22 protein-coding genes are annotated in these 23,989 nt (G+C 53.1%); 6 read left to right on the top strand and 16 right to left on the bottom strand.

Annotated features, from left to right (window positions below; genetic code table 11):
* Window positions 1–22: 22 nt before the first annotated feature.
* From tyrA to ABD035_RS16675, 4 genes are all read right to left on the bottom strand, one after another.
* Complete coding sequence (tyrA, locus tag ABD035_RS16690; protein WP_212714625.1) at window positions 23–1,144, bottom strand: bifunctional chorismate mutase/prephenate dehydrogenase; 1,122 nt, start codon at window positions 1,142–1,144, stop codon at window positions 23–25.
* Between the two features lie 15 nt (window positions 1,145–1,159).
* Entirely contained in the window at window positions 1,160–2,224 is a 1,065-nt protein-coding gene (locus tag ABD035_RS16685) for a 3-deoxy-7-phosphoheptulonate synthase (protein WP_212714624.1), read from the bottom strand.
* A 345-nt stretch (window positions 2,225–2,569) separates the two neighbouring features.
* Window positions 2,570–3,352 carry an ABC transporter substrate-binding protein gene (locus tag ABD035_RS16680; RefSeq protein WP_343871250.1) on the bottom strand — a complete coding sequence of 261 codons (783 nt, stop codon included), beginning with the start codon at window positions 3,350–3,352 and terminating at the stop codon, window positions 2,570–2,572.
* 89 nt (window positions 3,353–3,441) lie between these two features.
* Window positions 3,442–4,608 (bottom strand): methionine aminotransferase, encoded by a 1,167-nt coding sequence (locus ABD035_RS16675; protein WP_343871249.1) that lies wholly within the window; start codon window positions 4,606–4,608, stop codon window positions 3,442–3,444.
* Window positions 4,609–4,735: 127 nt separating this feature from the next.
* On the opposite strand from ABD035_RS16675, the gene ABD035_RS16670 reads away from it, so the two are divergent.
* Window positions 4,736–5,602: a LysR substrate-binding domain-containing protein gene (locus ABD035_RS16670; protein WP_343871248.1), complete on the top strand. Its 867-nt coding sequence runs from the start codon at window positions 4,736–4,738 to the stop codon at window positions 5,600–5,602.
* Here ABD035_RS16670 and ABD035_RS16665 read toward each other — a convergent pair.
* From ABD035_RS16665 to proB, 5 genes are all read right to left on the bottom strand, one after another.
* Entirely contained in the window at window positions 5,556–6,101 is a 546-nt protein-coding gene (locus ABD035_RS16665; RefSeq protein ID WP_343871247.1) for an isochorismatase family protein, read from the bottom strand. The genes ABD035_RS16670 and ABD035_RS16665 overlap by 47 nt on opposite strands.
* A 286-nt stretch (window positions 6,102–6,387) precedes the next feature.
* Window positions 6,388–6,864, bottom strand: coding sequence for an RcnB family protein (locus ABD035_RS16660; protein ID WP_343871245.1), 477 nt, complete (start codon window positions 6,862–6,864; stop codon window positions 6,388–6,390).
* 41 nt (window positions 6,865–6,905) lie between these two features.
* Window positions 6,906–7,415 carry an RcnB family protein gene (locus ABD035_RS16655; protein ID WP_343871244.1) on the bottom strand — a complete coding sequence of 170 codons (510 nt, stop codon included), beginning with the start codon at window positions 7,413–7,415 and terminating at the stop codon, window positions 6,906–6,908.
* Between the two features lie 694 nt (window positions 7,416–8,109).
* A complete protein-coding gene (gene proA / locus ABD035_RS16650) occupies window positions 8,110–9,363 on the bottom strand; it encodes a glutamate-5-semialdehyde dehydrogenase (protein ID WP_343871243.1) in 1,254 nt (417 codons plus the stop codon).
* 9 nt (window positions 9,364–9,372) lie between these two features.
* Window positions 9,373–10,476: a glutamate 5-kinase gene (gene proB / locus ABD035_RS16645; protein WP_343871242.1), complete on the bottom strand. Its 1,104-nt coding sequence runs from the start codon at window positions 10,474–10,476 to the stop codon at window positions 9,373–9,375.
* 234 nt (window positions 10,477–10,710) lie between these two features.
* Between proB and ABD035_RS16640 the strand changes: the two genes are divergently transcribed.
* On the top strand, window positions 10,711–11,817 hold the full coding sequence (locus tag ABD035_RS16640) for a porin (RefSeq protein WP_212714613.1): 1,107 nt from the start codon (window positions 10,711–10,713) through the stop codon (window positions 11,815–11,817).
* 64 nt (window positions 11,818–11,881) lie between these two features.
* On the opposite strand, the gene crl is transcribed toward ABD035_RS16640, so the two are convergent.
* From crl to gpt, 3 genes are all read right to left on the bottom strand, one after another.
* Window positions 11,882–12,268, bottom strand: coding sequence for a sigma factor-binding protein Crl (crl, locus tag ABD035_RS16635; RefSeq protein WP_343871241.1), 387 nt, complete (start codon window positions 12,266–12,268; stop codon window positions 11,882–11,884).
* A gap of 58 nt (window positions 12,269–12,326) precedes the next feature.
* Entirely contained in the window at window positions 12,327–13,571 is a 1,245-nt protein-coding gene (frsA, locus tag ABD035_RS16630) for an esterase FrsA (RefSeq protein ID WP_343871240.1), read from the bottom strand.
* A 106-nt stretch (window positions 13,572–13,677) separates the two neighbouring features.
* The gene (gene gpt, locus ABD035_RS16625) at window positions 13,678–14,136 is read right to left on the bottom strand and encodes a xanthine phosphoribosyltransferase (protein WP_212714610.1); all 459 of its coding nucleotides are present in this window, start codon (window positions 14,134–14,136) and stop codon (window positions 13,678–13,680) included.
* A gap of 253 nt (window positions 14,137–14,389) precedes the next feature.
* Between gpt and ABD035_RS16620 the strand changes: the two genes are divergently transcribed.
* From ABD035_RS16620 to ABD035_RS16610, 3 genes are all read left to right on the top strand, one after another.
* The gene (locus ABD035_RS16620) at window positions 14,390–15,847 is read left to right on the top strand and encodes an aminoacyl-histidine dipeptidase (RefSeq protein ID WP_343871239.1); all 1,458 of its coding nucleotides are present in this window, start codon (window positions 14,390–14,392) and stop codon (window positions 15,845–15,847) included.
* Between the two features lie 320 nt (window positions 15,848–16,167).
* Window positions 16,168–17,673: a sugar ABC transporter ATP-binding protein gene (locus ABD035_RS16615; protein WP_343871238.1), complete on the top strand. Its 1,506-nt coding sequence runs from the start codon at window positions 16,168–16,170 to the stop codon at window positions 17,671–17,673.
* Window positions 17,670–18,674, top strand: coding sequence for an ABC transporter permease (locus tag ABD035_RS16610; protein WP_343871237.1), 1,005 nt, complete (start codon window positions 17,670–17,672; stop codon window positions 18,672–18,674). The genes ABD035_RS16615 and ABD035_RS16610 overlap by 4 nt, the downstream gene beginning before the upstream one ends.
* 161 nt (window positions 18,675–18,835) lie before the next feature.
* On the opposite strand, the gene dinB is transcribed toward ABD035_RS16610, so the two are convergent.
* Complete coding sequence (gene dinB / locus ABD035_RS16605; protein ID WP_212714607.1) at window positions 18,836–19,891, bottom strand: DNA polymerase IV; 1,056 nt, start codon at window positions 19,889–19,891, stop codon at window positions 18,836–18,838.
* Between the two features lie 265 nt (window positions 19,892–20,156).
* On the opposite strand from dinB, the gene dpaA reads away from it, so the two are divergent.
* A complete protein-coding gene (gene dpaA / locus ABD035_RS16600) occupies window positions 20,157–20,897 on the top strand; it encodes a peptidoglycan meso-diaminopimelic acid protein amidase (protein ID WP_343871234.1) in 741 nt (246 codons plus the stop codon).
* On the opposite strand, the gene ABD035_RS16595 is transcribed toward dpaA, so the two are convergent.
* From ABD035_RS16595 to mtnK, 3 genes are all read right to left on the bottom strand, one after another.
* Window positions 20,862–21,635, bottom strand: coding sequence for a class II glutamine amidotransferase (locus ABD035_RS16595; protein WP_212714605.1), 774 nt, complete (start codon window positions 21,633–21,635; stop codon window positions 20,862–20,864). The two genes, dpaA and ABD035_RS16595, sit on opposite strands and share 36 nt — an antisense overlap.
* 135 nt (window positions 21,636–21,770) lie before the next feature.
* Window positions 21,771–22,349 (bottom strand): D-sedoheptulose 7-phosphate isomerase, encoded by a 579-nt coding sequence (gene lpcA / locus ABD035_RS16590; protein WP_343871232.1) that lies wholly within the window; start codon window positions 22,347–22,349, stop codon window positions 21,771–21,773.
* A gap of 335 nt (window positions 22,350–22,684) precedes the next feature.
* On the bottom strand, window positions 22,685–23,884 hold the full coding sequence (mtnK, locus tag ABD035_RS16585) for an S-methyl-5-thioribose kinase (protein WP_343871231.1): 1,200 nt from the start codon (window positions 23,882–23,884) through the stop codon (window positions 22,685–22,687).
* Between the last annotated feature and the right edge of the window lie 105 nt (window positions 23,885–23,989).

The following is a 23,989-nucleotide window of genomic DNA, read 5'->3' as shown; positions in this document are numbered from 1 at the left end:
GGTGCCCTGATGTCTGAATCGGTTACGCGCGATTATCGTTGGCTGAGCGCAACAGACCCCGGCTCTCGGTAAGAAATGAAGAGGCATAATCGCCGAACCAGCGCTCAATACTACGAAAGCTGCCGATGAACTCCGCTTTATCCCCTGATTCCAGTAACGCGATCGCCTCACCAAACCGCTGGTAATAACGTTTGATCAGCGCCAGGTTATTTTCTGAAGACATAATAATGTCCGCATACAGCTGCGGGTCCTGGGCAAACAGACGCCCGACCATCGCCAGTTCCAGACGATAGATTGGCGAGGAGAGTGCCAGCAGCTGCCCCAAATCCACATTTTCCTCGGCCAGATGCAGACCATAAGCAAAAGTGGCAAAGTGACGCAGGGCCTGAATAAAGGCCATATTCTGATCATGCTCCACCGCACTGGTACGATGTAACCGCGCACCCCAGACCTGAATCTGTTCCAGCAACCATTGATAAGCCTCTGGCTGACGCCCGTCACACCAGACCACAACCTGTTTCGCCAGGCTGCCGCTGTCAGGGCCAAACATGGGGTGCAGCCCCAGTACCGGTCCCTGATGCGCAGCAAGCATCGCCTGCAGCGGTTTATTTTTAATCGAGCACAGGTCGAGCAAAATACAGTTATCAGGCAATGGCGGTAATTGACGGATCACCTGCTCTGTCAGATGGATAGGAACGCTGATCACCACCATCCCGGCATCACTGAGCAACTGTTCTGCGTTGTCCCAGTCATCTTTTTCCAGCGTTCTGACCTGGTAACCTGACAGCGTCAGCATCTTACCGAATAAACGCCCCATCTGCCCTTTACCGCCGACAATGACCACCGGACCAAGGTCCGGGTTCAGTGTTTTGAAACCTTTATCATTCTCGCTGGAATAAGATTCCCGCATCACCCGGCGTAACACATCCTCGATTAAATCCGGCGGGACACCGAGCTGTTCAGCCTCTTTCCTGCGTGACTCCAGCATGCTGGCTTCACGTTCAGGCACATAAATAGGCAATCCATAGCGGCTTTTGACTTCACCGACTTCAGCGACCAGTTCCAGGCGCCTGGCCAGCAATTGCAGCAAGGCTTTATCCGTTTCATCAATTTTATCGCGTAGCGCGGTTAATTCGGCCACCATAATCTATAACACCTCTTATGACACCCGCAGCGCGGTACACATATCCTGATGAATATCGCGCAGCAGGGTTTCTGTAGTTTCCCAGCTGATACAGGCATCGGTCACCGAGACACCATAGCGCATAGCCGAACGTGGCTGATCCGGTGACTGATTTCCTTCATAAAGATGACTTTCCAGCATCAGGCCCATAATGGAACGGTTACCGTCTTTGATCTGGGCCATGGCGGATTCAGCCACCAGCGACTGACGGCGATAGTCTTTACAGGAGTTGCCATGACTGCAATCTATCATCAATGCGGGTCTGAGACCCGCATTCTGCATCTCTTTTTCACAGGCAGCCACATCTTCCGGACCGTAATTCGGGGTTTTACCGCCACGAAGGATGACATGGCCGTCGGGGTTACCGCGGGTTTGCAATAAGCAAACCTGTCCGGCCTGATTAATCCCCATAAAGCGGTGAGGCATAGAGGCTGCCCGCATGGCATTAATCGCCGTGCTCAGGCTGCCATCGGTACCGTTTTTAAAGCCTACCGGCAGAGAAAGCCCGGAAGCCATTTCACGATGGGTCTGAGATTCTGTTGTCCGTGCACCGATAGCAGCCCAGCTGAACAAATCCCCCAGATATTGTGGTGAGTTCGGGTCCAGGGCTTCGGTCGCCAGCGGCAGCCCTTTTTCCGCCAGCTTCACCAGAAGATCTCGTGCAATCTGTAGTCCGCGCTCAACATCGAATGACCCGTCCATATGCGGGTCATTGATAAGGCCTTTCCAGCCCACGGTTGTCCGCGGTTTTTCAAAATAGACCCGCATGACCAGATAGAGGCTATCGCTGTATTTTTCTGCCAGTTGCTGATAACGCTCCGCATATTCCAGCGCCGCGTCAGGATCATGAATCGAACAGGGTCCGCAAACCACCAGTAACCGGCGATCACGCCCGGCGATAATGTCTGAAATCACCTGCCTGGAGCGCGCTATTTGCGCCTGCAGCTGATCGGATAGCGGGTACTGCGCCTTCAGTTGCTCTGGCGTCATCATTATCCGTTCTTCGGTGATATGTAAATTATTCAGCGTATCTTTTTGCATGGTTGGCATCCTGTAATCACGGCTCGTTACGTCGCTCTGGTCAGAGTGGCCACAGCCTACCATACGGAGTAAACTTTTCAATCCACCATTCGTACAGATTTATTTACAAAAACAGTGAATAACTGGATTTAACCGCAATGAGTGTAAATAAATAATTACACAAGTAAAGTAAGTGACTGAATAACCGATAATTCTTCTTATATCCCGTCAGCGGCAGACGATGATATTTTTTTCCGGGAAAACCGGGGCATAAAACAGAGCGGAGTTCCGCCTGATAATCAGGCGGATCAGAGGAGGTGGCCCGGACGCTCCGGGTGAGCGGCACGTCAGGATGAGGATAACCGGTCAGGGTTGAACGCTGACATCGATCCCCGGGAAATAACGGGCTGCCAGTCGGGTCAGGGTTCCGTCTTTCTTAACCGTTTCAATGGCGGTATCCAGTTGCTGTTTCAGGGCGGTATCCCCTTTTCGCAGTCCGAACCCGATGCCTGTCCCCAGGATGGCATCGTCTTCCACCGGTTTACCGGCAAATGCAAAGTCTTTTCCTTCCGGCTTATTCAGGAAACCGGACTGGCCGGCAGCAGACATCACCAGGGTCGCATCCAGCCGCCCTGCTACCATATCGTTATAGACCTGGTTCTGATCCTGATAAGAGATAACGTTGACACCCTGAGTTTCCCAGTGTTTTTTGGCGTACGCTTCCTGAATCGATCCCTGTAATACGCCAATATTTTTCCCTTTAAGCCCCTCCGCGGTGACCTGCAGATCCTGATCTTTACGGGCGACCAGCATGCTTGGAATACGGTAAACCGGCACCGTAAAATCAATGACTTTTCCCCGCTGTGCGGTGATATTCATTGCCGAGTTGATGGCATCAAACTTTTTGGCTTCAAGCGCCGGGATCAGGGCATCAAAACTGCTCTCTACCCACTGACACTTCAGGTGTGCGGCCTGACATACCGCATTCCCTAAATCAATATCGAATCCGACCGGTTGTCCCTGCGTGTTCCGGCTTTCAAAAGGCGGGTACTGAGATTCCAGGCCAAAACGTAACGTATCCGCGGCGAATACCTGAAATGCGGAACACAGCCCTGCGGCTATCCATACTGCTTTTATTTTTTTTTGCATGTTATCTCACCTGAATGTCACTGTTATGAGGGGATTTGCCGGGGGGCTTCCCCCGGCCCCCGCAGACTGTTGCTCTGCTCCGGTCGGGGTCAGACAGTAAAGCGGCATAATGCCTCTGCACCGGCCTGTAGCGTTGTATCATCTTTTGAAAAAGAGAGACGAATAAATTTATTATCTGTGCCGTCGGTATAAAACGCAGACAGCGGGATCGTCGCTACGCCGCACTCCGTAATCAGCCGCTTCACAATTTCACTGTCGGATTGCTGGCTGAGATGTCCGTAACCGGCCAGCATAAAGAATGAACCGGCTGAGGGCTGTAAACGGAAGGGCGAGTCAGCCAGTAATGTTGCCAACCGGTCCCGCTTCTGCTGGTAGAACGCCGATAATCCAAGATAATGCTGCGGATGACGTAAGTATTCTGCAAATGCCCACTGCATGGGGGTGTCTGCGGCATACATCATAAACTGATGAATGCCGATAATTTCTTCCATGATGGCTGCCGGCGCCAGGCAATACCCTACCCGCCAGCCGGTCACGTGAAAGGTTTTGCCGAACGAAGAGACGATCACACTGCGTTCCGCCAGCAATGGTTCTGTCGCCATACTCAGGTGTTGCCGGCCATCAAAGATCACATGCTCATAGACTTCATCCGACAGGATCACGATATCCGTGTTTTTCGTCAGTCTGACCAGTTGCTGCAGATCATCAGCGCTCAGGACCTGTGCTCCGGGATTGTGCGGGCTGTTCAGAATGATCATCCGGGTTTTGGGGGTGATCGCCGCCGCCACCGCCAGCCAGTCGATGGTAAATGCCGGAACATTCAGCTTAATCCCGACCGGGGTCGCGCCCTGCAAACGAACGACCGGTGCATAGCTGTCAAACGCGGGTTCAAAGAAGATCACTTCATCACCGCGATGAACCAGCGCCGAGATCGCCATAAACAGCCCCTGGCTGGCGCTGCCGGTGACCAGTATTTCGCTCGCCGGATCATACTGCTGGCCATACAGCTGCCGGACCTTGCCAGCAATGGCTTCCCTCAGCGGGAGTAATCCAGCCATCGGCGCATACTGGTTATGACCGTTTTGCATCGCACGGGTCACTGAGTCGATCAGAGCCGGGTCGCAGGGGAAATCAGGTGCCCCTTGTGACAGGTTGATGGCCTGGTGTTTAGCGGAAAGCTCACCAATGACACTGAAGATAGTGGTTCCGACATCCGGAAGTTTCGAGGGTAAAGCCACTGAAGAATGGATAGACATCACTGCCCCTGAGCGTAAGTGTATAAATAATTCATTGAACTGTGGTTTATTCAACGGCGGGGGGCATAGGAGAACAATCGAAATGTTGTCATAATAGCCATGACTTTTACGCATAGCTGGGGGATATATGGCGCGACGTGATTTACCGGTCAATGGACTACAGACGTTTCTGGTGACCGCACGGCACCTGAGTCTGACCCATGCAGCCACCGAACTCTGTATCACTCAGGGGGCAGTAAGCCGTCAGATTCAGGCACTGGAAGCCTGGTTCGGGTTCCCGTTATTTCGCCGCCATGCCCGCGGACTTTCCCTGACCCCGCGTGCGGAACAACTGTTACCGGACCTCCGTCTGCAACTGGAACAACTCTACCACCTGACAGAAAGGATCCGCCAAAGTCCGGACCAGTTGCGCCTGAAAGCCCCCAGCTGTGCAATGCGCTGGCTGGTCCCCAGGCTGGTCGCGTTTGAACAGCATGCCCCCGATGTGCATGTCGCCCTGACGACCACACTGGACCACCGGCGTCAGCTGGAAGATTTTGATGCTGCCATTGTTTACGGTACCGCAGATTCAGGCGGAGAAACGCTTTTTGATGAAGAGCTGATCCCGGTCATGGCCAGTCATCTGCCCCGGCCGTCAGAGATGAGTGACCTGCAACATTACACCTTTCTGCACCCCACACCCGATACGAAAGACTGGCTTTTATGGCTGAACCAGCATGATTTACCGCTTATCCGGGGACGTAACCAGCATTTTGCGACCATGGATTTGGCACTCAATGCTGCGGTACAGGGGTTCGGGATCACCGTCGCGGATATTCACCTCGCGGCGGAGGAAATTGCCCGGGGCAGGCTGGTAGTCCCCTTTCACCTTACCGTCAAAACCGGCGCCGCCTACCGTTTATTACATCGCGCCGATAATCTTCCGGAAAGCGCATTACACTCACTGATCAACTGGTTACACCGGCCTGATCCGCCGATACCCAGCGCCGGATAATATTTCGGGTCGCGTCCACCTGCACCGGGTGACCGGGGACAGTCAGTCCGGCCCATACCTCGTTATGGTGGCAGATTAATTGCTGTGCGCTGACAAATGTTCTCTCTGCCGTGGTGTGAGCATCTCCGGCCACGGTGATGTCATATCCCAGACTGGCACCGGCTTTAATGGTGGTATCTACACAATAATCCGTTGCACAGCCACATACCGTAAAAGCACGTTCGCCACAGGCGTTCAGTTCACGGGCAAGGGTGGTCTGAAAGAAGCCATCACAGGCGGTCTTACTGACATAACGTGCATTTTCCGGCTGAATGATTGCCGGAGCAATTTGCCAGGCCAACGTGCCAGGCTGCATCTCCCCTTCGCAGTGCCGGATAAAAATGACCTCATCGGCGGCGTCAATAAGCTGGTTAATCAATGCGATTTTTTCGTTAACCTGAAACCGCTCCACGGCCAGTACTCCGGACTGCATATCGATCACCACCAGTACATTTTTCATCAGTGCTCCTGTCAGCAGAATTGTCTGTCATGACAGTAGCCTGTTTCCGTCCAGGGGTCAGCCCTATTTTTCCGGCAGCACGTCCCGGGAAACAGGGTAACTGCTTGCAGAAATCGCAGAGAGCCTGAACGAGTCAGTAAAGCTCTCTGTGTTTCATAAGCCGTGGCCGTTTAACGCACCACAAAACCCGCGTACCCAACGCTTTCTCAGTAACTTCCGCGGTTAGCATAAAAAAGGCCCCCGATGCTTTTCAGCAGGCGGGGGCCTTGCGTTATCTCAGAACCGATTACGGGTGGAAGGCATTATTCAGGATAATCGAGGTAATAACCCCGGTCGCCACCGCTACCAGCACATAATTGCCGTCGATGTAGGACCAGCGCTGACCATACGGCGGCGCCGGCAGACCCCGTCGATGCCAGTCGTCTACACGATAGCGTGGCCCGTGGAAATCATGCGGAAAGCGCTGACCAGGCTCAAAACGGTGTCCCTGCCAGGCGAATGAATTACCTCTGCCAGGTCCGGGGCCACCAGGGCCTGGTCCGTAAGACTGATAACCGCCATGAGGGCCACCGTGAGGGCCTTCCGGTCCGCCGTGTGGACCCGGGCCTCCCGGGCCTCCGGGACCACCACGGCCAGGTCCTTCCTGATGACCGCCGCCATGCGGCTGCCACGGACCATGATCATCTGCGCGGACGGCAACTGAAGATACCAGGCTGCCCAACAGAACAGCAGAAATCAGGTATGTCATCCGTGTTTTTTTCATCTTGTTCCTCCGGAAAACCGATACCGGTTAAAATTTCCCGTTTAGCGGGATAATGCACTGTTCATAATGATTGACGTGATAATACCGGTGGTCGCCGCCATTAATACGTAATTACCGTTGATGGCTGCCCAGTAATGGCCCTGTGGTGGCTGAGACAGTCCACGGGCACGCCAGTCATTGACGCGGTATTTATCACCGCGGAAATTTTTCGGTGCCGCATGGCCTCTGCGGAAATCGTTGCCATGATAAGCGAAGCGCTCAGCCTGCTGACCATGAGGTTCACCACGTCCACGATCCCCCCCCTGCTGACGGTGAGGTTCATCATGTCCGCCACGGTTCCCCCCCTGCTGAGGACGATTCTGACCGTTCCCCTGGTGGTCAGGTCCATTGCCTGGACCCTGTTGCGGGCCATGCCCCTGAGGCTGACCATTCTGCGGATGAGGGATCACCTGCCCGCCCTGGTTATCACCAGGGGCCGCCATCGCAGAGGACGCTGCAAACCCGTTGGCAATCAGTAAAGTCGTTAATAATGTTATCGCGGTACGTTTCATAGTTATGTTCCTCACAGGAAATATATGCCTGTAACTATGGCGAATAATCATAAATATTTAACGAAGATTATTCCTGGTTTAAGACCGCAGAGTGTGAGCAGTCATTGCATCGGTTATTTTCTTTAACGTAATCCTTACACTACTGTGTAATTGGCGGAATTTTATGCACAGTCCGGAATAAATAACCTACTGTTAAATCATGAGGAAATAGCTGAAATTGGTCACCGGTTTGCCCGGCGCACGTTCCCGGGGAACGGATTTTCATATCAATAAACGGTCCTGAAAAACATAATTCAGTGCTGCTTATCTGTTAAGCACTGCTCCGTAAACCCGCTACCGGCTTGCCTTGTCCGGTGAAAGATACAGTGATCTGATCCGGCACCTGACAATACTGACACATTTATCCGTTAGGAATATCTCCCCGTTCAGGCAGACAGATAGCGAGGCTGAAGGTGCAGAACCTTTCCGGGGCGGTGCTCATCCGCGAAGTATTCCGCCGCAGGCTGCCTGCGTGGCATAAAACGACATTTTATCTGCGGGGATACGATGCTGAGGATCCCCGCAGACAGAGAGAGTACAGGCGGGAAGCAGGAAGAGACCGGGGGCGCCACCGAACGAAAATGAGCCGGCAATGCCTCTGGCCGGCTCATCAATTCCCTTTCAGTCTGAAGTCACAGAGGCCCGTTGAGTGGCATCATGCACGCAGTGTATCGTCACCCCAGGCCACCCACTTATAGGTAGTCAGGGCTTCGAGCCCCATCGGGCCACGGGCATGCAACTTCTGCGTACTGACCGCTACCTCAGCGCCCAGTCCGAACTGTGCGCCATCGGTAAAGCGGGTGCTGGCATTGACATAGACCGCGGACGAATCCACTTTATTGATGAAGTCTTGTGCGTTTTTCAGGCTGCGGCTAAGGATCCCGTCGGAATGCTGTGTGCCATGTTCACGAATATGCGCGACCGCGTCATCCAGAGAAGCTACCGCTTTGACATTCAGGTCCAGAGACAGCCATTCATCATCGTACTCACCGTCTGCAACAGGCTGCACATCCGCCTGATAACGGCGTAACTCAGCGATAATATTCTCATCGGCATGGATGATGATCCCTTCGCGGGACATCCGTTGACAGAACTGAGGCAAAAACGCCGCCATGATATTTTCATGAATCAGCAGAGTTTCCAGAGAATTACAGGCGCTCGGCCGCTGCTTTTTCGCATTGACGATCACGTCCAATGCGGCTTCTGTTTCCATCGTCTCATCGACAAACAGATGACAGACCCCGATCCCGCCGGTGATCACCGGGATGGTGGACTGCTCACGGCAGAGTTTATGTAAGCCCGCCCCGCCGCGCGGGATCAACATATCAATGTAGCGATCCATCTTTAGCATTTCAGCCACCAGCTGACGATCCGGATTATCAATCGACTGGATAGCCCCCGCCGGTATACCATGCCGGGCCAGTGCCTGCTGAATAACACCGACGGTTGCCGCATTCGTTTTACAGGTTTCTTTGCCGCCACGTAAAATGACGGCATTCCCGGTTTTCAGGCACAGCGAGGCCACATCGACCGTGACATTCGGACGGGCTTCGTAAATAACGCCCACCACACCAAGCGGTACACGGCGGCGCTCAATACGCAACCCGCTGTCCAGTAAGCCACCGTCTATTAACTGCCCGACCGGATCGGCCAGACGGCAAACCTGACGCACATCCTCCGCAATTCCTTTCAGACGTTCCGGGGTCAGTGTCAGACGATCGAGCAGGGCTTCACCCATCCCGTTCTCACGGGCAGTGGCCACATCCAGGGCATTGGCTTCAAGAATTACCGCAGACTCTTCTTCAAGGCGGCTGGCAATGGCCAGCAATACCTGATTTTTTTGTTCCGTGCTTAATGTTGATAACTGATATGAGGCAGCCCGTGCTGCTTTACCCATCATTTCCAGCATGACTGCTCCTTAGCTGACAATCATATCGTCGCGATGAACAGCGACAGAACCGTATTCATACCCCAGTATTTCACTGATCTGCTGGCTGTGATGCCCGGCAATCATGCGAAGGGCATCGCTATTATATCGTGAAACACCGTGTGCGAGATCCCGCCCTTGCTGACTGCGGATAGAGATCACCTCACCCCGCGAGAAATCTCCCTGTACATGGGTGATCCCTTTAGGTAACAGCGAACTGCCCCGCTCCAGCAATGCGGCCTGAGCACCGTCATCGATGGTGACCGCGCCAGCCGGAGGTGCACCGAAAATCCAGTGCTTACGGTTTTCCAGCCGGTTTTTCTGGGCATGAAACAGGGTACCTGCCGGTTTCCCGTTCAGAACTTCATTGATAAGTTCCGGCTCATTACCGCTGGCTATGATGACATCAATACCGGCCCGGCACGCAACATCGGCCGCCTGCAATTTGGTGGCCATCCCGCCTGTCCCCAGCCCGGAAACACTGCCACCGGCGATCATCCGCAGTTCGTCATCAATCACATGCACATCAGTGATCAACTCTGCCTGTGGATTGCTCCGGGGATCCGTACTGAACAGCCCGCGCTGATCGGTCAGTAATAATAGTTTGTCCGCACCGGAAAGAATGGCAGCCAGTGCCGAAAGGTTATCGTTATCCCCCACCTTAATTTCGGCGGTGGCAACGGCATCATTTTCATTAATGACAGGGATGATCCGGTTATCGAGCAATGCATGCAGCATGTCGTGCGCATTGAGGAAACGTTCACGATCTTCCATATCGGCACGGGTCAGCAGCATTTGTCCGACATGGAGTCCGTAAATGCCGAACAGCTGTTCCCATACCCGAATCAGCTGACTTTGCCCCACAGCGGCCAGCAGCTGTTTTGAGGCGATGGTGGGGGGCAGTTCGGGGTATCCCAGATGCTCCCGCCCGGCAGCAATCGCGCCTGAGGTCACAATAACTATCCGGTGGCCGGCGTTGATCGCCTGTGAACACTGCCGGACCAGTTCAAGGATATGTGCACGATCTAACCGGCGAGATCCTCCGGTGAGCACGCTGGTTCCCAATTTGACCACAAGGGTCTGACTGCCACTCATATTTCCTGCCATTTATACATTAAACAAACTTCCCTTTTATCAGGTGTCGCCGCGGAATCCAACCCTTTATCTGCGCTTATCTGCAGATAACATCGGTCCATCGATAAAATCACTCTTTTCATTTTTTTTCACTAATTAACGGTATGTCATAAATCGTTCACCGTTCTGCAGTAAAACGTGGCTGCGCTTTCAGAGTTTTTGAAAAACAACATTTGATAACCGGGATACCGAACAATGAAAAAGAGCACCTTAGCACTCTTATTATGCGGCCTGACATCCGTCAGCCATGCTGCTGAAGTTTATAATAAAGACGGCAATCAGCTGGATTTTTATGGCAAGGTAAAAGCGGAACATTATATCACGGACAATACCAGTGCTGACGGAGATCAGTCATATGCCAGGCTTGGCTTTAAAGGGGTCACCCGGATTAATGATCAACTGTCCGGTTATGGACAGTGGGAATATCAGTACAGTCTGAAGAATTCAGAAGGCAGTGATGCCAGCAACGGTAACAAAACCCGTCTCGGTTTCGCCGGTCTGCGTAACCCGACCCTGGGTTCTATTGATTATGGCCGGAACTATGGTGTGTTATATGACGTGGAAGCCTGGACCGATATGTTCCCGGAATTCGGTGGTGACGGCACAGCACGTGCGGATAACTATATGACGCAGCGCTCCACCGGCCTGCTGACCTGGAGAAATAATGATTTCTTCGGTCTGGTGAACGGATTACGTTTCGCCGTTCAGTATCAGGGTAAAAATGATGATAATACCGCGAACTCCCGCACCGATATTACCCGCCAGAACGGCGATGGTGTCGGTGCCTCGCTCGGGTACCGGATTGCGGACACCGGCATCAGTCTGATGGGAGCCGCCACCAGTTCTGACCGCACACAAAGTCAGGAAGCAGCCAGCTATGGTCACGGTGATAAAGCGACCTCCTGGGGTACCGGTATCAAATATGATGCGAACCAGATTTATCTGGCCGCTATCTATACCCAGACCAGCAATATGACCCCCATCAGCGGTACTAACCGTCTGACCGGGACGAAGGTCACCGGTGCTGCGAACACCGCACAAAACATTGAGCTGGTAGCACAGTATCAGTTCGAAAACGGCCTGCGTCCTTCACTAGGGTACGTGCAGACGAAAGGGAAAAATATCGAGAACGGGATCGGTGATGCGGATTTAGTCAAATACATCGATGCCGGAGCCACTTACTACTTCAACAAGAATATGTCTGCGTTTGTGGACTATAAAATTAACCGCCTGAATAATGATAATCGCCTGTCATTGAATACCGATGACATTGTGGCCTTAGGCCTGACATACCAGTTCTGACGGTAAGGTAAGTACACAAAGGGACAGGCTATCGCACTGTCCCTTTATCTTGTCCGCTTGTTTGTCAGACCGGCTTTACCACCCCTTCCGCCGGTTGCAGGGTAATATCCTGCTGGGCCAGCTGGGCTTCCAGTCGCTGAAAGAACGCCTGCAAGGTTTTTTCAACGCTGGCTTTATCTTCGTCCTTTTTGATCGGCATTTCCTGCCAGTGACCTTCTTTATCAAACAGTCCGAACGCATATTGATAAGAAAAATGCGTTTCTTTTGCATCCAGCGTCAGCCACCATCCCCAAAACTCTCTTTTTTCCGGGGCCGGTTTGACATTGACGCAAACAGCCAGACAGTCAAAAAAGAAACGCTCAGTACCACACTTATCCTCTCTCAGATAAGGGCCTAACTCATGCAAACGCTTCAAAATGCGTCCCCTGGAATGTCCGCCAGGTAATGTCATAACTGATCCTCCTTAATAAGATAGGTTAATTTTTAACAAACCTGACAATAATCGCAACTTATCTTTTAAGTTGTTTTTCGAGCCAGTCACTGATTTGCTGCAGGCTGTCCACCAGCGACTTCATAGCCGGTAACGCCGGTATACGCAGTAGTTTGCCCTGCACGGATGAATTAACGATTAACTGAGATTCTTCTTCCGGACTGTAGAAGTCATTTTTACGGAAGGCCGATAACATCGGTACCGGGGTCCGTCTTCCCAGTAAGCCCTGATTCTTTAAGGAATAAGCACTGATTTCCGCCGCCAGTGTAGGATAATCCAGGGTGTTTTTCCCCATCCTGCTGGCCAGGATGTCCAGAAACATATCCGGCACCCGGTGTTGCAGTGATTCTTCAGTCAGCAGACTATGGACGACAGGCGAATGGCAGGCCACCGCACGGAGTAACCCGCTTTCGAGATACGCCAGCCGCACCGCCACGTTGGCACCGAAACGCTGCCCCCATAATCCTACCCGGCGATGATCTATCCACGGCACATCCGCCAGTTGTTTGAGTACCTGTTGATGTAACATGCTGGTATCCTGCGTCAGTCGCCAGCGGGCGCTGTAACCTACCGACGGCATATCCATGGTTAACATCGCAATCCCCCTCGGGGCCAGATAGTCATGGAACAACCGGAAATAGTCGAGCTGTAATGTGTCCAGCCCTCCGCAGACCAGCACGGTAGGAAAAGGAGCGTTACCCTGCTCCGGCAGATGCAGAAAGGCATCGACCGTTTTACCGTCATCCATACGGAATTTTAACGGCCGGAGTTCACCTCTCAGGCAGGTTGTCGCTTGTTCATACGCGCGGTACGCCAGTACCCGGGCCTGGTCCGCGAGCTCATCTTCGTTAAGATGCGGATAGGCGGCGATGCTGAACAGATTCGCCGCATGCAGCCAGGACTCACCTGCCAGGGCTCCCGTCTTTGACTTCGCCTTCTCCTGCCATCGGGCGGCCTGTACCGACCACTCATAAATCCAGTTGCCGTTACGATAGCCCCGCACGGTATCCAGTAACTGTTCATTGCTGCGGGCCAGCGGACTGGCAGCAATGCGCGACAACACCTCATTAATTTCTATCGGTGAGATACCGCGCCAGCTCCAGAGCAGAGGCGTTAACGTCCGGTACCAGCAATGGGGCGATCGGTTATCAGCGAATGATCCGGACCCGGGGGGGCAACCGGCGATACGGCGGACTAATGCGGAGGTTTCAGGGTGTTCAAAGCGGGGTTTAAACAGTTCTTCACTCAGATTTTTTGTCTGCATGCTCATAACTCCGGAACCGGAAGATGATGAGAGAGTGTACCTGAAGGACGATAACGAGGGGAAAGGAAAGTAGCATCCTGTGAGACGGATGCTACTTAAAGATTAATCAGTCTTTGACGATAGGCGGAACGTAAGCCACACCCATATCCCAGGGTTGTTCGATCCAGGTGTCCTGAGGAATATCAATTACATAGTCATCTACTAACGGACGGCCTGCCGGCTTGGCAAAAATGGTCACAAAATGTGCCTTGGAATACATTTCACGGATAGCCTTCGCGGTACCGCCGGTATCCACCAGATCATCAATGACGATGAACCCTTCTCCGTCACCTTCGGCACGTTTGACGACTTTCATCTCACGCTGATGATCATGGTCGTAACTGGAAATACAGACCGTATCGACATAACGGATCCCCAGTTCACGCGCCAGCAGGGCTGCAGGAACCAGACCACCACGGCTGACGGCAATGATACCTGTCCACTGTTCTACCGGCAGTAAACGCCTGGCGAGGGTACGGGCATGGATCTGTAACATGTCCCAGGTGACAACGTATTTTTCGCTCATTTTTTAGGAATCCCGGCCAATCAAAAAGCCTAATTTAAGTGCAAGGTGAAAAAGTTTGCGCGGGATTATAAGGATATGATGAGCTAAAAACCAGCATCCGCTGCATCCTGAGGCTTTTTTTCCTGCCCTGTTCCTCCCCCGGCCGGTAAACAGTGGTATTCTGGAGGTATGCCGAAAGCCTCTGTTTTCGCTTTTCTTAACCCTTTTTCCTGCCGGATCTTTCTTTGCCGGCGTCAGCACAGGAGACTGAATCATGTCAGATCTGTCTAAGCTCACCCCGCAGCCTTTGTGGGATATTTTTGCAACCATCTGTTCTATCCCGCATCCGTCTTACCATGAAGAAGCGCTGGCACAACATATTCTGGCCTGGGCTGATGAACGTGGTCTGTGGAATGAACGTGATGCCGTAGGCAATATCCTTATTCGTAAAGCGGCCACGCCGGGCATGGAGAACCGTACCCCGGTGGCACTGCAGGCACACCTCGATATGGTGCCACAAAAAAATAATGATACCGTCCACGACTTCACGACAGATCCTATCCGCCCTTATATCGACGGTGAGTGGCTGAAAGCCCGGGGAACCACCCTGGGCGCCGATAATGGCATTGGTATGGCTTCGGCTCTGGCCGTGCTGGCCGATGACAGCGTTGCCCATGGCCCGCTGGAAGTGCTGCTGACCATGACCGAGGAAGCCGGTATGGAAGGCGCCTTCGGACTGCAGGCCAACTGGCTTCAGGCCGATATCCTGATCAATACCGACTCTGAAGAAGAAGGTGAGATCTATATGGGGTGTGCCGGTGGGATTGATGCCGTCACGACCTTACCTGTGCAGCGTGAACCCCTGGCGGAAGGCAGTGTCCGGGTAACCCTGACGCTGAAAGGACTGCGTGGCGGTCATTCCGGTGCCAATATTCATATGGGCCTGGGCAACGCAAACAAATTGCTGGCCCGTGTTCTGGTCACCCTGTCAAAAAGCGTTGATTTCCAGCTGCTCGGCTTTAACGGCGGTACTCTGCGTAATGCCATTCCGCGTGAAGCGGTCGCTACTGTGGCGTTCAGTCCGTCACAACAGGCAGAGTTTGAACAGGCCGTGAATGCCGCCCGTCAGTTACTGAAAAATGAAGCCGGTCCGAAGGATGAAAATGTCGTCCTGCTGACAGAAACGACCGACAGTGAGCACACAGCGCTGACCCGCAACAGCCGTGATACATTTCTGCGATTACTGAATGCCACGCCAAACGGTGTTGTCCGTTTTTCTGATGTCGTGCCGGGCGTCGTCGAGACCTCGCTTAACGTCGGGATCGTCAGTCTGAATGACTCGCATGCTGAGATACTGAGCCTGATCCGTTCACTGATTGATAGCGGAAAAGAGTACGTTGTCGATACGCTGACATCGCTGGGGGATCTGGCCGGCGCCACGACCGAGGCCTCAGGCAGCTACCCGGGCTGGGAACCGGATAAGGATTCACCGATCATGGCCAGAACCCGTGAAATTTATCAGTCTCTGTTCGGTAAAATGCCTGATATCCAGGTGATCCATGCCGGTCTGGAATGCGGATTATTTAAAAAACCGTACCCGCATTTGGATATGGTGTCTATCGGGCCAACCATCACCGGGCCTCACTCCCCGGATGAGCAGGTACATATCGGTAGCGTTGATCTTTACTGGAAGTTACTGACCGGACTTCTGAAAGAAGTGCCTGTCAAATAACTCTCCCCTTTCCCCTCAAAACCAGAGCCTCGTCTCTGGTTTTTTTTCATCCCTGCTCCTCACTTACCCCGGGCATAGCGTAACGGATTAAGTGTAAGCTCAAGGCAGAATGACAGCACTTATCGCTACCTAAAGATTCTCACACAATGTTTTCTACCACCACACCGGCTGAGGCAGGTGATTTCGACTTATATCACCGGACTTCTGGATGGCTAAATGTCTTTTGTGATAGTTTATGCCCCCTGCCTGCCCGATGATAAGGGCGACAGAAGTCCCAGGGAACTTTCCGTAGCAATAACTAACCAGGTAGTGACATAACTATGGCTGAAGTTCATCGCCTCGAGATGCGCAATATCTCGATTAATTTTGCCGGGTTCGCCGCACTGGATAATGTCGATTTTTCCATTGAAGGTCATTCAGTGCATGCTCTCACCGGCGCTAACGGTGCCGGAAAATCGACCCTGATGGCGGTGTTATCCGGTGCTCATCACCATTACCAGGGTGAAATCCTGATGGACGGGCAGCCGCTGAATATCCGCAGTCCGCGTCAGGCGAAAAGTGCCGGTATTCACCTGGTTCAGCAGGAAGTGGATAACGGATTAGTGCCTGCGCTCAGTGTGGCTGAAAACATCATGCTGGACAGCATGGCGGATACCGGTCATCTCTATCGCCGAAAGGACGTCTATCGTCAGGCCGCAGCATTGCTGGAACAACTGAATGTTACGCTCGATCTGCGTCAGCCGGTCGAACGGTGTACGCTGGCAGAAAAACAGCAGATTTTACTGGCCAGAGCGCTCTCTCATGATTGCCGTTTCCTGATCCTGGATGAACCTACGGCACCGCTGGATCAGCATGAAAGTGAGCAGTTATTCCGGGTTGTGCGTCATCTGCAACAACAGGGGATCGGTATCGTTTTTATTTCTCACCGTATCCACGAACTGAAAAGTATCTGTGACCAGCTGACGGTGCTGCGGGACGGACAATTAATCGAAACCTGTCCGATGAATGCCCTGAGCGGGGAACAGATCGTCGAGAAGATGATCGGCCATACCCTGACCGACCTGTACCCTCCCCGTCGTCCGCCCCACGCCGCCGAAGAGTTACTCAGGGTCGAAGGCTTACATGACCACGGTTTATTACAGGATATCGACCTGACGTTACATAAAGGCGAGATTCTGGGGATCGCGGGGCTGGCCGGGGCCGGTAAAACTGAGCTTTGTAAAGCGTTGTTCGGGGCCAGTAAAAGCCGCCTGAAAAACGGCCGCCTGCATGGCAAGCCCTGGAAACCCAAATCTCCTTACCATTCCGTCACGGCTGGGATCGCGCTGGTTCCCGAAGAACGCCGCAAGGAAGGTATCTTTATTGACGAAACGATTGCCATGAACCTCTCGGTCAGTGCCGATGACCGTTTTTCCCGGTATGGCTTTTTCAGCGTCGGTCAGTCGGTGAAATGGGCACAGGAGATCATTGGTAAATTATCGGTCCGCAGCCGCGGCCCTGAACAGGTATTACGTCGCCTTTCCGGCGGTAATCAGCAAAAAGTCGCTATCGGGAAATGGCTGGCCAGCGAATCCGACCTTTTAATTTTCGATGAGCCGACCAAAGGTGTCGACGTCAAAGCGAAATCCGATCTCTTCCTGCTGGTGGATGAACTCGCCCGGGAAGGCAAAGGCATTATCTATGCGTCCGGTGAGTTTGCCGAACTGGTCGGGCTGTGTGACCGTATCTGTGTTTTATGGGATGGCAGGATTGTGGCCGAAATTGACGGCAGACAGGCCAGCGAAGAATTATTATTGCTTTATTCAACCGGAGGTACCCCTGCGTGAGCAGCAACCCTAACTCATTAACTTCATCCCGGGCCTGGCATCACCGGTTATTCGATTTCCTGTATAAATGGGGCATGCTGCTGACTGTCGTGCTGCTTCTGGCCGGATTCGGACTGACCGCCGATGGCTTTCTGGAACCCGACAACCTGCTGAACATCCTGCGCTCTATCGCTATCGTGACGGTGATCGCGATGGCAGTGGCCATCTCGCTGACCGTCGGTGGCTTTGACCTTTCCGTGGGCTCCACGGCATCACTGGCTAATGCGCTGGTGATCTCCATGTTCGTCTGGCATGGCTATGGCACTGCGACGGCAATCATTATCACCCTGGCGCTTTGTCTGCTGGTCGGACTGTTCAACAGCTTTCTGATCGTCGTTCTGCGTATTCCGGATATGCTGGCCACGCTGGCGACCCTGTTTGTGGTTCAGGGTGTGGCGATGACCTACAGCTTTGGCGGTTCGATCACCCAGAATATGGTGATGCCAAGCGGAGATATGGCAGAAGGGATCATCCCGGCGAATTTTAACTGGCTGGGCGAAATCCCGGGCATCGTTATTATCATGCTGGTGGTGACGGTACTGACACAGATTGGTCTGTCCCTGACTAAGCACGGGCGCAGAATGTATGCGCTCGGCGGAAACCCCGAAGCCGCCCGCCTGTCCGGTATCCGTACCACCCGCTATCGGGTGATCGCCTATCTGCTGGCGTCATTACTGGCCGGATTAGGCGGGATACTGCTGGCATCAAGGATCGGTTCCTCACAGGTCAATGCCGGCAGTGGTTATCTGATGGATGCGGTAGCGGCCGCCTGGATTGGCCTGTCACTGGCAGGATCCGGTAAGCCTAACGCGCTGGGGACGCTGATCGGTGCGATTATCCTGGGCGTATTACAGAATGGCCTGGTGATGCTGTCCGTACCTTACTACGCCATGGATATCATTAAAGGCCTGGTGCTAGCCCTGGCTCTGGCGCTGACCTACTTCCGGGGAAGGCAGGCCTGATCCCCCGCCGGGAGCATATTCTGTCTTCCCGGCCTCCCGCCGGATGTGCCGCCCCGCGGCCGTCCGGCGTGTTTTATTCTGCGGTGACAGTCCCGGCCCTTAACACGGTTTGTCCCGATCACACCCGATACAGAACTGGCTTCGGCAGTGACCGGTTGCCGTCACAACGTTAGCTGTAATTGCCGCGCGGTATCCGGATCCGGCAGGGTCACATGTAACCCCACCAGCCTCACTCCTCGTCCTGCCCGGCGTTGCTGCCAGGTCTCATGAGCGATCATCAGTAAATCCTCTTTATTCAGAACAGACCAGATATGCTCACGGGTGGTTTGCTGAAAATCGGAAAAACGTAGCTTGACGCCCTGACGCAATATTCGAAGATCCGGCCGGACATTCCGCAGTCGTCTTTCCAGCTCCGGATAGAGTCTTTCAAGCACCTCAAGACATTGCTCCCACTGATCAATATCCTGCGCGAGGGTGGTTTCAACACCGACCGATTTACGTAACCGGTCAACCACGATTTCGCGTTCATCTATACCGTGGCTTCGTTCCCATAACACCCTGCCAAACTTACCGAACCTTTTCAGAAGTAAGGACAAATCCGTCTGCCGGACATCAGCACAACTCTTCAGCCCCATATCGGCCAGCTTTCTGGCTGAGACCTGACCGACGCCCGGTATTTTTTCAAGGGCCAGCCGATGGACAAAATTATCCATTTCCGCCGGTGTTATCACATATTGACCGTCCGGCTTATTCAGGTCGGAGGCGATTTTCGCCAGAAATTTGACCGGGGCGATGCCGGCGGATGCGGTCAGTTTCAATTCCTGACGGATAGCCTGACGAATATCCTCCGCAATCAGCGTGGCTGACCCGCGAAAATGGGTGCAATGGGTGACATCCAGATAAGCCTCATCAAGCGAGAGCGGTTCAATCAGCGAGGTATAGCGTGAAAAAATCTGCCGGATATGGCCGGACACTTCCTTATAGACCTCAAAGCGACCAGGGACCAGGGTCAGAGAAGGACAAAGTTTAAGTGCGGTCGCGGTCGGCATGGCACTGCGGACGCCGTATTGCCTGGCAAGATAGTTTGCCGTGCTGATCACCCCCCGCCGCTCACGACTGCCGCCGATGGCCAGTGGGATGTCGCGTAACGACGGATTGTCACGCATTTCGACCGCAGCATAAAAACAGTCCATATCGACATGAATGATTTTACGCATCGATGACAGCTCCGCAGAAAGAAACCTCAACACTGTATAAATAATCAGTGCAAAGATCAATCACCGGAACATGATCGTGACAGATGATCCCTGTTTTGTGCGGGCGTTCACTATCACTGAGCGTAACGGATAAATATCTTCACCGCTCTCTTGCTAAAAAGACAGACAATGCTAAGGTTGCGCTAAGCCTTCGCCGTGCGGTGGATATCCGCACGATAAACGAAGTTACGTTCTTTTCCACCCTCATTTTCAAGGTATTTGCAGCATGCGTAAAATCGCACTCTTACTTGCGATGTTTTTACTCCCGGCATATTGTCTGGCCGCGTCTCAGAACTCAGTCAGCCTGTTGCCCCCCGTGAGTAAACAGCTCAGTCAGCAGTTACCGGGGCTGCCGGTATTTATTCAGATCTTTAAGGAAGAACGGACACTCGATTTATACGGTAAAGTCGGCAACGAATACCGTTTACTGAACAGTTTCAAAATCTGCAAGTTTTCGGGCGGACTCGGCCCGAAGCGTGTGGAGGGTGATTTCAAAAGTCCGGAAGGGTTTTACTCTGTAAAACTGAATCAGCTGAATCCCGACAGCCATTTTTACCGGGCCATCAACATCGGCTTTCCGAACGAGTATGATCGCGACAATGGTTACAGCGGGAACTACCTGATGATCCATGGCAACTGCGTGTCCATTGGCTGTTATGCCATGACCAACGCCTATATGGACCAGATTTATACCTTTGTGAATGCTGCCCTGCGTAACGGACAGTCAGAAGTGGAAGTCGATATTTTTCCGTTCCGTATGACAGCACAGAACATGCAGCGGCATCAGGATTCCGCCTATTACAGTTTCTGGAAACAACTGAAACCGGGTTACGACTATTTTCTGCAAAATAAACAGCCGCCTGCGGTCTCAGTAGAAAACGGCCAGTATGTGCTCCGCAAAAATCCGTTCAGCGGTAACAGCGAGACTCCCTCAAAGACCTTCCTGACGCTCACCAAGACAGAATAACACCCACTCTCCTGGCACAATCCTGTGCCAGGTTTCATTACCGGTTAACGGCTGTGTCGCCACCACACTGACGATGTCCTGAGGCGTCGTGTGCTGCTGGAAATCGATTTCAACATCCTGATCCAGCAATGTGGCTTTACCAAAGGGCGCACGCCGGGTGATCCAGTGAAGATGGGTGGAACAATAGGCCATCAGGTAACGGCCATCCGACAGCAGCATATTGAATACCCCCTTCTCCCGCAGTTCCGCCGCCAGTGTCGCGATATAACTAAACATCGCCGGCCAGTCTTCCGGGGGGGCCGGATACCGGGTGGCCAGTTTATGCAGGATCCAGCAAAAAGCTTTTTCACTGTCGGTTTCCCCGACCGGGCGGAAGGACCCCGTATCCAGGTCCTCATAATCACTGAGTTGCCCGTTATGGGCATAGGTCCAGTGACGTCCCCAGAGCTCACGGGTGAAAGGATGAGTATTTTCCAGCGAGACATTGCCGCGGTTTGCCTGCCGGATATGGGCCACCACGGAATGTGACTTGATGGGATATTCCTGGACCAGTCTGGCTATCGGCGAGTGGATACTGGGAAGCGGGTCTTTAAAAGTACGGCATCCTTTACCTTCATAAAAGGTGATGCCCCAGCCATCTTTGTGCGGCCCAGTGCCTCCCCCGCGCTGAACCAGCCCGGAAAAACTGAAACAGATATCAGTCGGTATGTTGGCGCTCATCCCGAGCAATTCACACATCAGTTATAACCTCTCACAATCCCACGGTCCGGCGTTTTTAGCCGTGATAACCGAAAGAAATAACACGCGGTCGGCGGTCTGGCAAGTCACCATCGCCTGCCCGCCCGCGTATTTTTCGTGAAAGTCATACTCTGATTATTTTTCCATCTCTTTTTCGATCAGTAAAATCAAAATATGAATGATTTTAATGTGTATTTCCTGAATACGGTCAGCAAAACCAAAATGCGGTACCCGGATTTCCACATCGGCACTGCCGGCCATTTTGCCGCCATCTTTTCCGGTCAGGGTGATCACTTTCATCCCCTGGCGGCGGGCAGCCTCAATGGCTTTAATAATATTAGCGGAGTTTCCGGAGGTGGAAATACCTAACAGCACATCCCCCTGACGGCCGACCGCTTCGGTATAGCGGGAGAAGACATAGTCATAGCCGAAGTCATTACTGACGCAGGAAATATGGCTGACATCCGAAATCGCGATCGCCGGATATCCCGGACGGTTCTCACGGTAGCGTCCGGTCAGTTCCTCCGCGAAATGCATAGCATCACAGTGAGACCCGCCATTGCCGCAAGAAAGTACCTTTCCGCCCGCTTTGAAACTGTCCGCCAGCAACGTCGCCGCCTGCTGAATGGCATGAATATTGTTTTCATCTTTCAGGAAGGCATTAAGCGTTTCTGCGGCTTCATTCAGTTCTGAACGAATAATATCCTGGTACATAGGGGATGTCCTTACATCGGAAAATTAACGCCGCCAGTGTAGCCCAATCGTCGGGCAGCGCAAGCCTCTGTCACAGGATCCTGCACACTGTGCTACAGGGATCCCGTCTTAACCCTGAAATATTACTCATGGACAGCCCCACTGTGGTCTTTTTTTTGGGGGGACCTTACCTTGTCCGGTCACCAGGGCGACAGATAAGCTGACGGGTGCCCTATGACGGCGTTATCATGATGGGATGACGTGCAGGTATATAAAGGCTGTTACGTCAGACGCATCCACGTCTATGAGCGCATTCCGGCCGCAAGTCATGCCACGAGTGTGGCATGACTTGCTGATCAGGCCACCTGACGGATTCGGGCGACGAGGGATTCGGCATCACTGATATGGCCGGCGGCCAGAATCAGAGTACGTCCCAGTGTGATGGCATGACGCAGACAATCAGTACGCATCATATCGTCGGCAATGCTACTGATATCGGCAACATGAGACATGCCGACCGTACGGCGGATCAATTCCGTCCCGCAGAACCCGATCGCGTCGCACCAGACTTTCTGCAGAAACTTCTGTGCATATCCCGGCACTGCCAGCGCAACATCCCGGGTGGACTGTTCGCTGCGTGTCAGGAATTCATCACTGAAGGTCTGCCACAACGTAATGATCTCAGCGAGACGCTGGTCGCGGGCTTCTGCCGCTTCTCTCGGGGCCAGCAGACCGGGGACGCCGCAGTAGTTCAGCAGTAAATTCCCCATCGCGGTGCCAAGGTCAAAGCCCATCGGACCGTAATAACCGAATTCCGCATCGATGGCTTTCAGCCCGCTGTCGGTTACAAAAACCGATCCGGTATGAATATCGCCGTGCAGCAGGGCTTCAGCATGGGTCAGAAAACGGTGTTTCAGTTCCGCGACGGCAATACGCAATTCAGCATCTTCACGCAGTGAGGCGACTAATGGCTCCAGGGCCGGCGGATAATCATTACGCGGATGCTCAATGTAAGGGTCGTTAAAGAACAAATCCTCGGTAATTTCGCACATCTCGGTATTGATAAAGCGAGCCACCTGCGCCTTCTTTTCGTGAGGGTGCAGGGCGAAATCAGAGGTAGAAAACAGAACACTGGCCAGGTAATGGCCCAGTTGACGGGCAGCCTGCGGATAGGATTTTCCCGACACCAGCTCTCCCCGCCAGATTTTATACTCAGAGAGGTCTTCCATCACCATCACCGCCAGGCTGGCATCAAGATGGGTCACATGAACCGTATGCTCCGGGCTATATTTATAATGCTCAATCAGCGTTTCAGCTTCCAGACGGGCCCGGTCAAGCGTCAGCGGCCAGGACTCACCGACACAGCGCACATAAGGGAGGGCCTGTTTAACAATGACACGACTTTTACCTTGCTGATCCAGAATTTTAAACACCAGATTCAGATTACCGTCACCCACTTCCAGCGCCTGTGTCAGTTGTTGCGGGTTTTCCAGCCCGGAAAACTGCCTGGCGTATTCCACAGCATCTGTGGCGGTGAAGGTTCGGTATTGTGACATTGCCTTTTCCTCTCTTATTATTCTCTGCGCCTGAGCCTTTCAGACGTCTACACTTCTATTCTGCCCCGCATATTGGCATACTATTCCTCAGTGAAGCAACCCGGA

The organism is Tatumella terrea, assembly GCF_039523755.1.
Lineage (GTDB): Bacteria > Pseudomonadota > Gammaproteobacteria > Enterobacterales > Enterobacteriaceae > Tatumella > Tatumella terrea.
This window is presented reverse-complemented; position numbering and strand designations above follow the sequence as displayed.

Excerpts from the sequence above, each read along its gene's own strand:
- tyrA (WP_212714625.1), bottom strand. The coding sequence starts at position 1,144 with ATGGTGGCCGAATTAACCGCGCTACGCGATAAAATTGATGAAACGGAT.
- ABD035_RS16685 (WP_212714624.1), bottom strand. The coding sequence starts at position 2,224 with ATGCAAAAAGATACGCTGAATAATTTACATATCACCGAAGAACGGATA.
- ABD035_RS16680 (WP_343871250.1), bottom strand. The coding sequence starts at position 3,352 with ATGCAAAAAAAAATAAAAGCAGTATGGATAGCCGCAGGGCTGTGTTCC.
- ABD035_RS16675 (WP_343871249.1), bottom strand. The coding sequence starts at position 4,608 with ATGTCTATCCATTCTTCAGTGGCTTTACCCTCGAAACTTCCGGATGTC.
- ABD035_RS16670 (WP_343871248.1), top strand. The coding sequence starts at position 4,736 with ATGGCGCGACGTGATTTACCGGTCAATGGACTACAGACGTTTCTGGTG.
- ABD035_RS16665 (WP_343871247.1), bottom strand. The coding sequence starts at position 6,101 with ATGAAAAATGTACTGGTGGTGATCGATATGCAGTCCGGAGTACTGGCC.
- ABD035_RS16660 (WP_343871245.1), bottom strand. The coding sequence starts at position 6,864 with ATGAAAAAAACACGGATGACATACCTGATTTCTGCTGTTCTGTTGGGC.
- ABD035_RS16655 (WP_343871244.1), bottom strand. The coding sequence starts at position 7,415 with ATGAAACGTACCGCGATAACATTATTAACGACTTTACTGATTGCCAAC.
- proA (WP_343871243.1), bottom strand. The coding sequence starts at position 9,363 with ATGCTGGAAATGATGGGTAAAGCAGCACGGGCTGCCTCATATCAGTTA.
- proB (WP_343871242.1), bottom strand. The coding sequence starts at position 10,476 with ATGAGTGGCAGTCAGACCCTTGTGGTCAAATTGGGAACCAGCGTGCTC.
- ABD035_RS16640 (WP_212714613.1), top strand. The coding sequence starts at position 10,711 with ATGAAAAAGAGCACCTTAGCACTCTTATTATGCGGCCTGACATCCGTC.
- crl (WP_343871241.1), bottom strand. The coding sequence starts at position 12,268 with ATGACATTACCTGGCGGACATTCCAGGGGACGCATTTTGAAGCGTTTG.
- frsA (WP_343871240.1), bottom strand. The coding sequence starts at position 13,571 with ATGCAGACAAAAAATCTGAGTGAAGAACTGTTTAAACCCCGCTTTGAA.
- gpt (WP_212714610.1), bottom strand. The coding sequence starts at position 14,136 with ATGAGCGAAAAATACGTTGTCACCTGGGACATGTTACAGATCCATGCC.
- ABD035_RS16620 (WP_343871239.1), top strand. The coding sequence starts at position 14,390 with ATGTCAGATCTGTCTAAGCTCACCCCGCAGCCTTTGTGGGATATTTTT.
- ABD035_RS16615 (WP_343871238.1), top strand. The coding sequence starts at position 16,168 with ATGGCTGAAGTTCATCGCCTCGAGATGCGCAATATCTCGATTAATTTT.
- dinB (WP_212714607.1), bottom strand. The coding sequence starts at position 19,891 with ATGCGTAAAATCATTCATGTCGATATGGACTGTTTTTATGCTGCGGTC.
- dpaA (WP_343871234.1), top strand. The coding sequence starts at position 20,157 with ATGCGTAAAATCGCACTCTTACTTGCGATGTTTTTACTCCCGGCATAT.
- ABD035_RS16595 (WP_212714605.1), bottom strand. The coding sequence starts at position 21,635 with ATGTGTGAATTGCTCGGGATGAGCGCCAACATACCGACTGATATCTGT.
- lpcA (WP_343871232.1), bottom strand. The coding sequence starts at position 22,349 with ATGTACCAGGATATTATTCGTTCAGAACTGAATGAAGCCGCAGAAACG.
- mtnK (WP_343871231.1), bottom strand. The coding sequence starts at position 23,884 with ATGTCACAATACCGAACCTTCACCGCCACAGATGCTGTGGAATACGCC.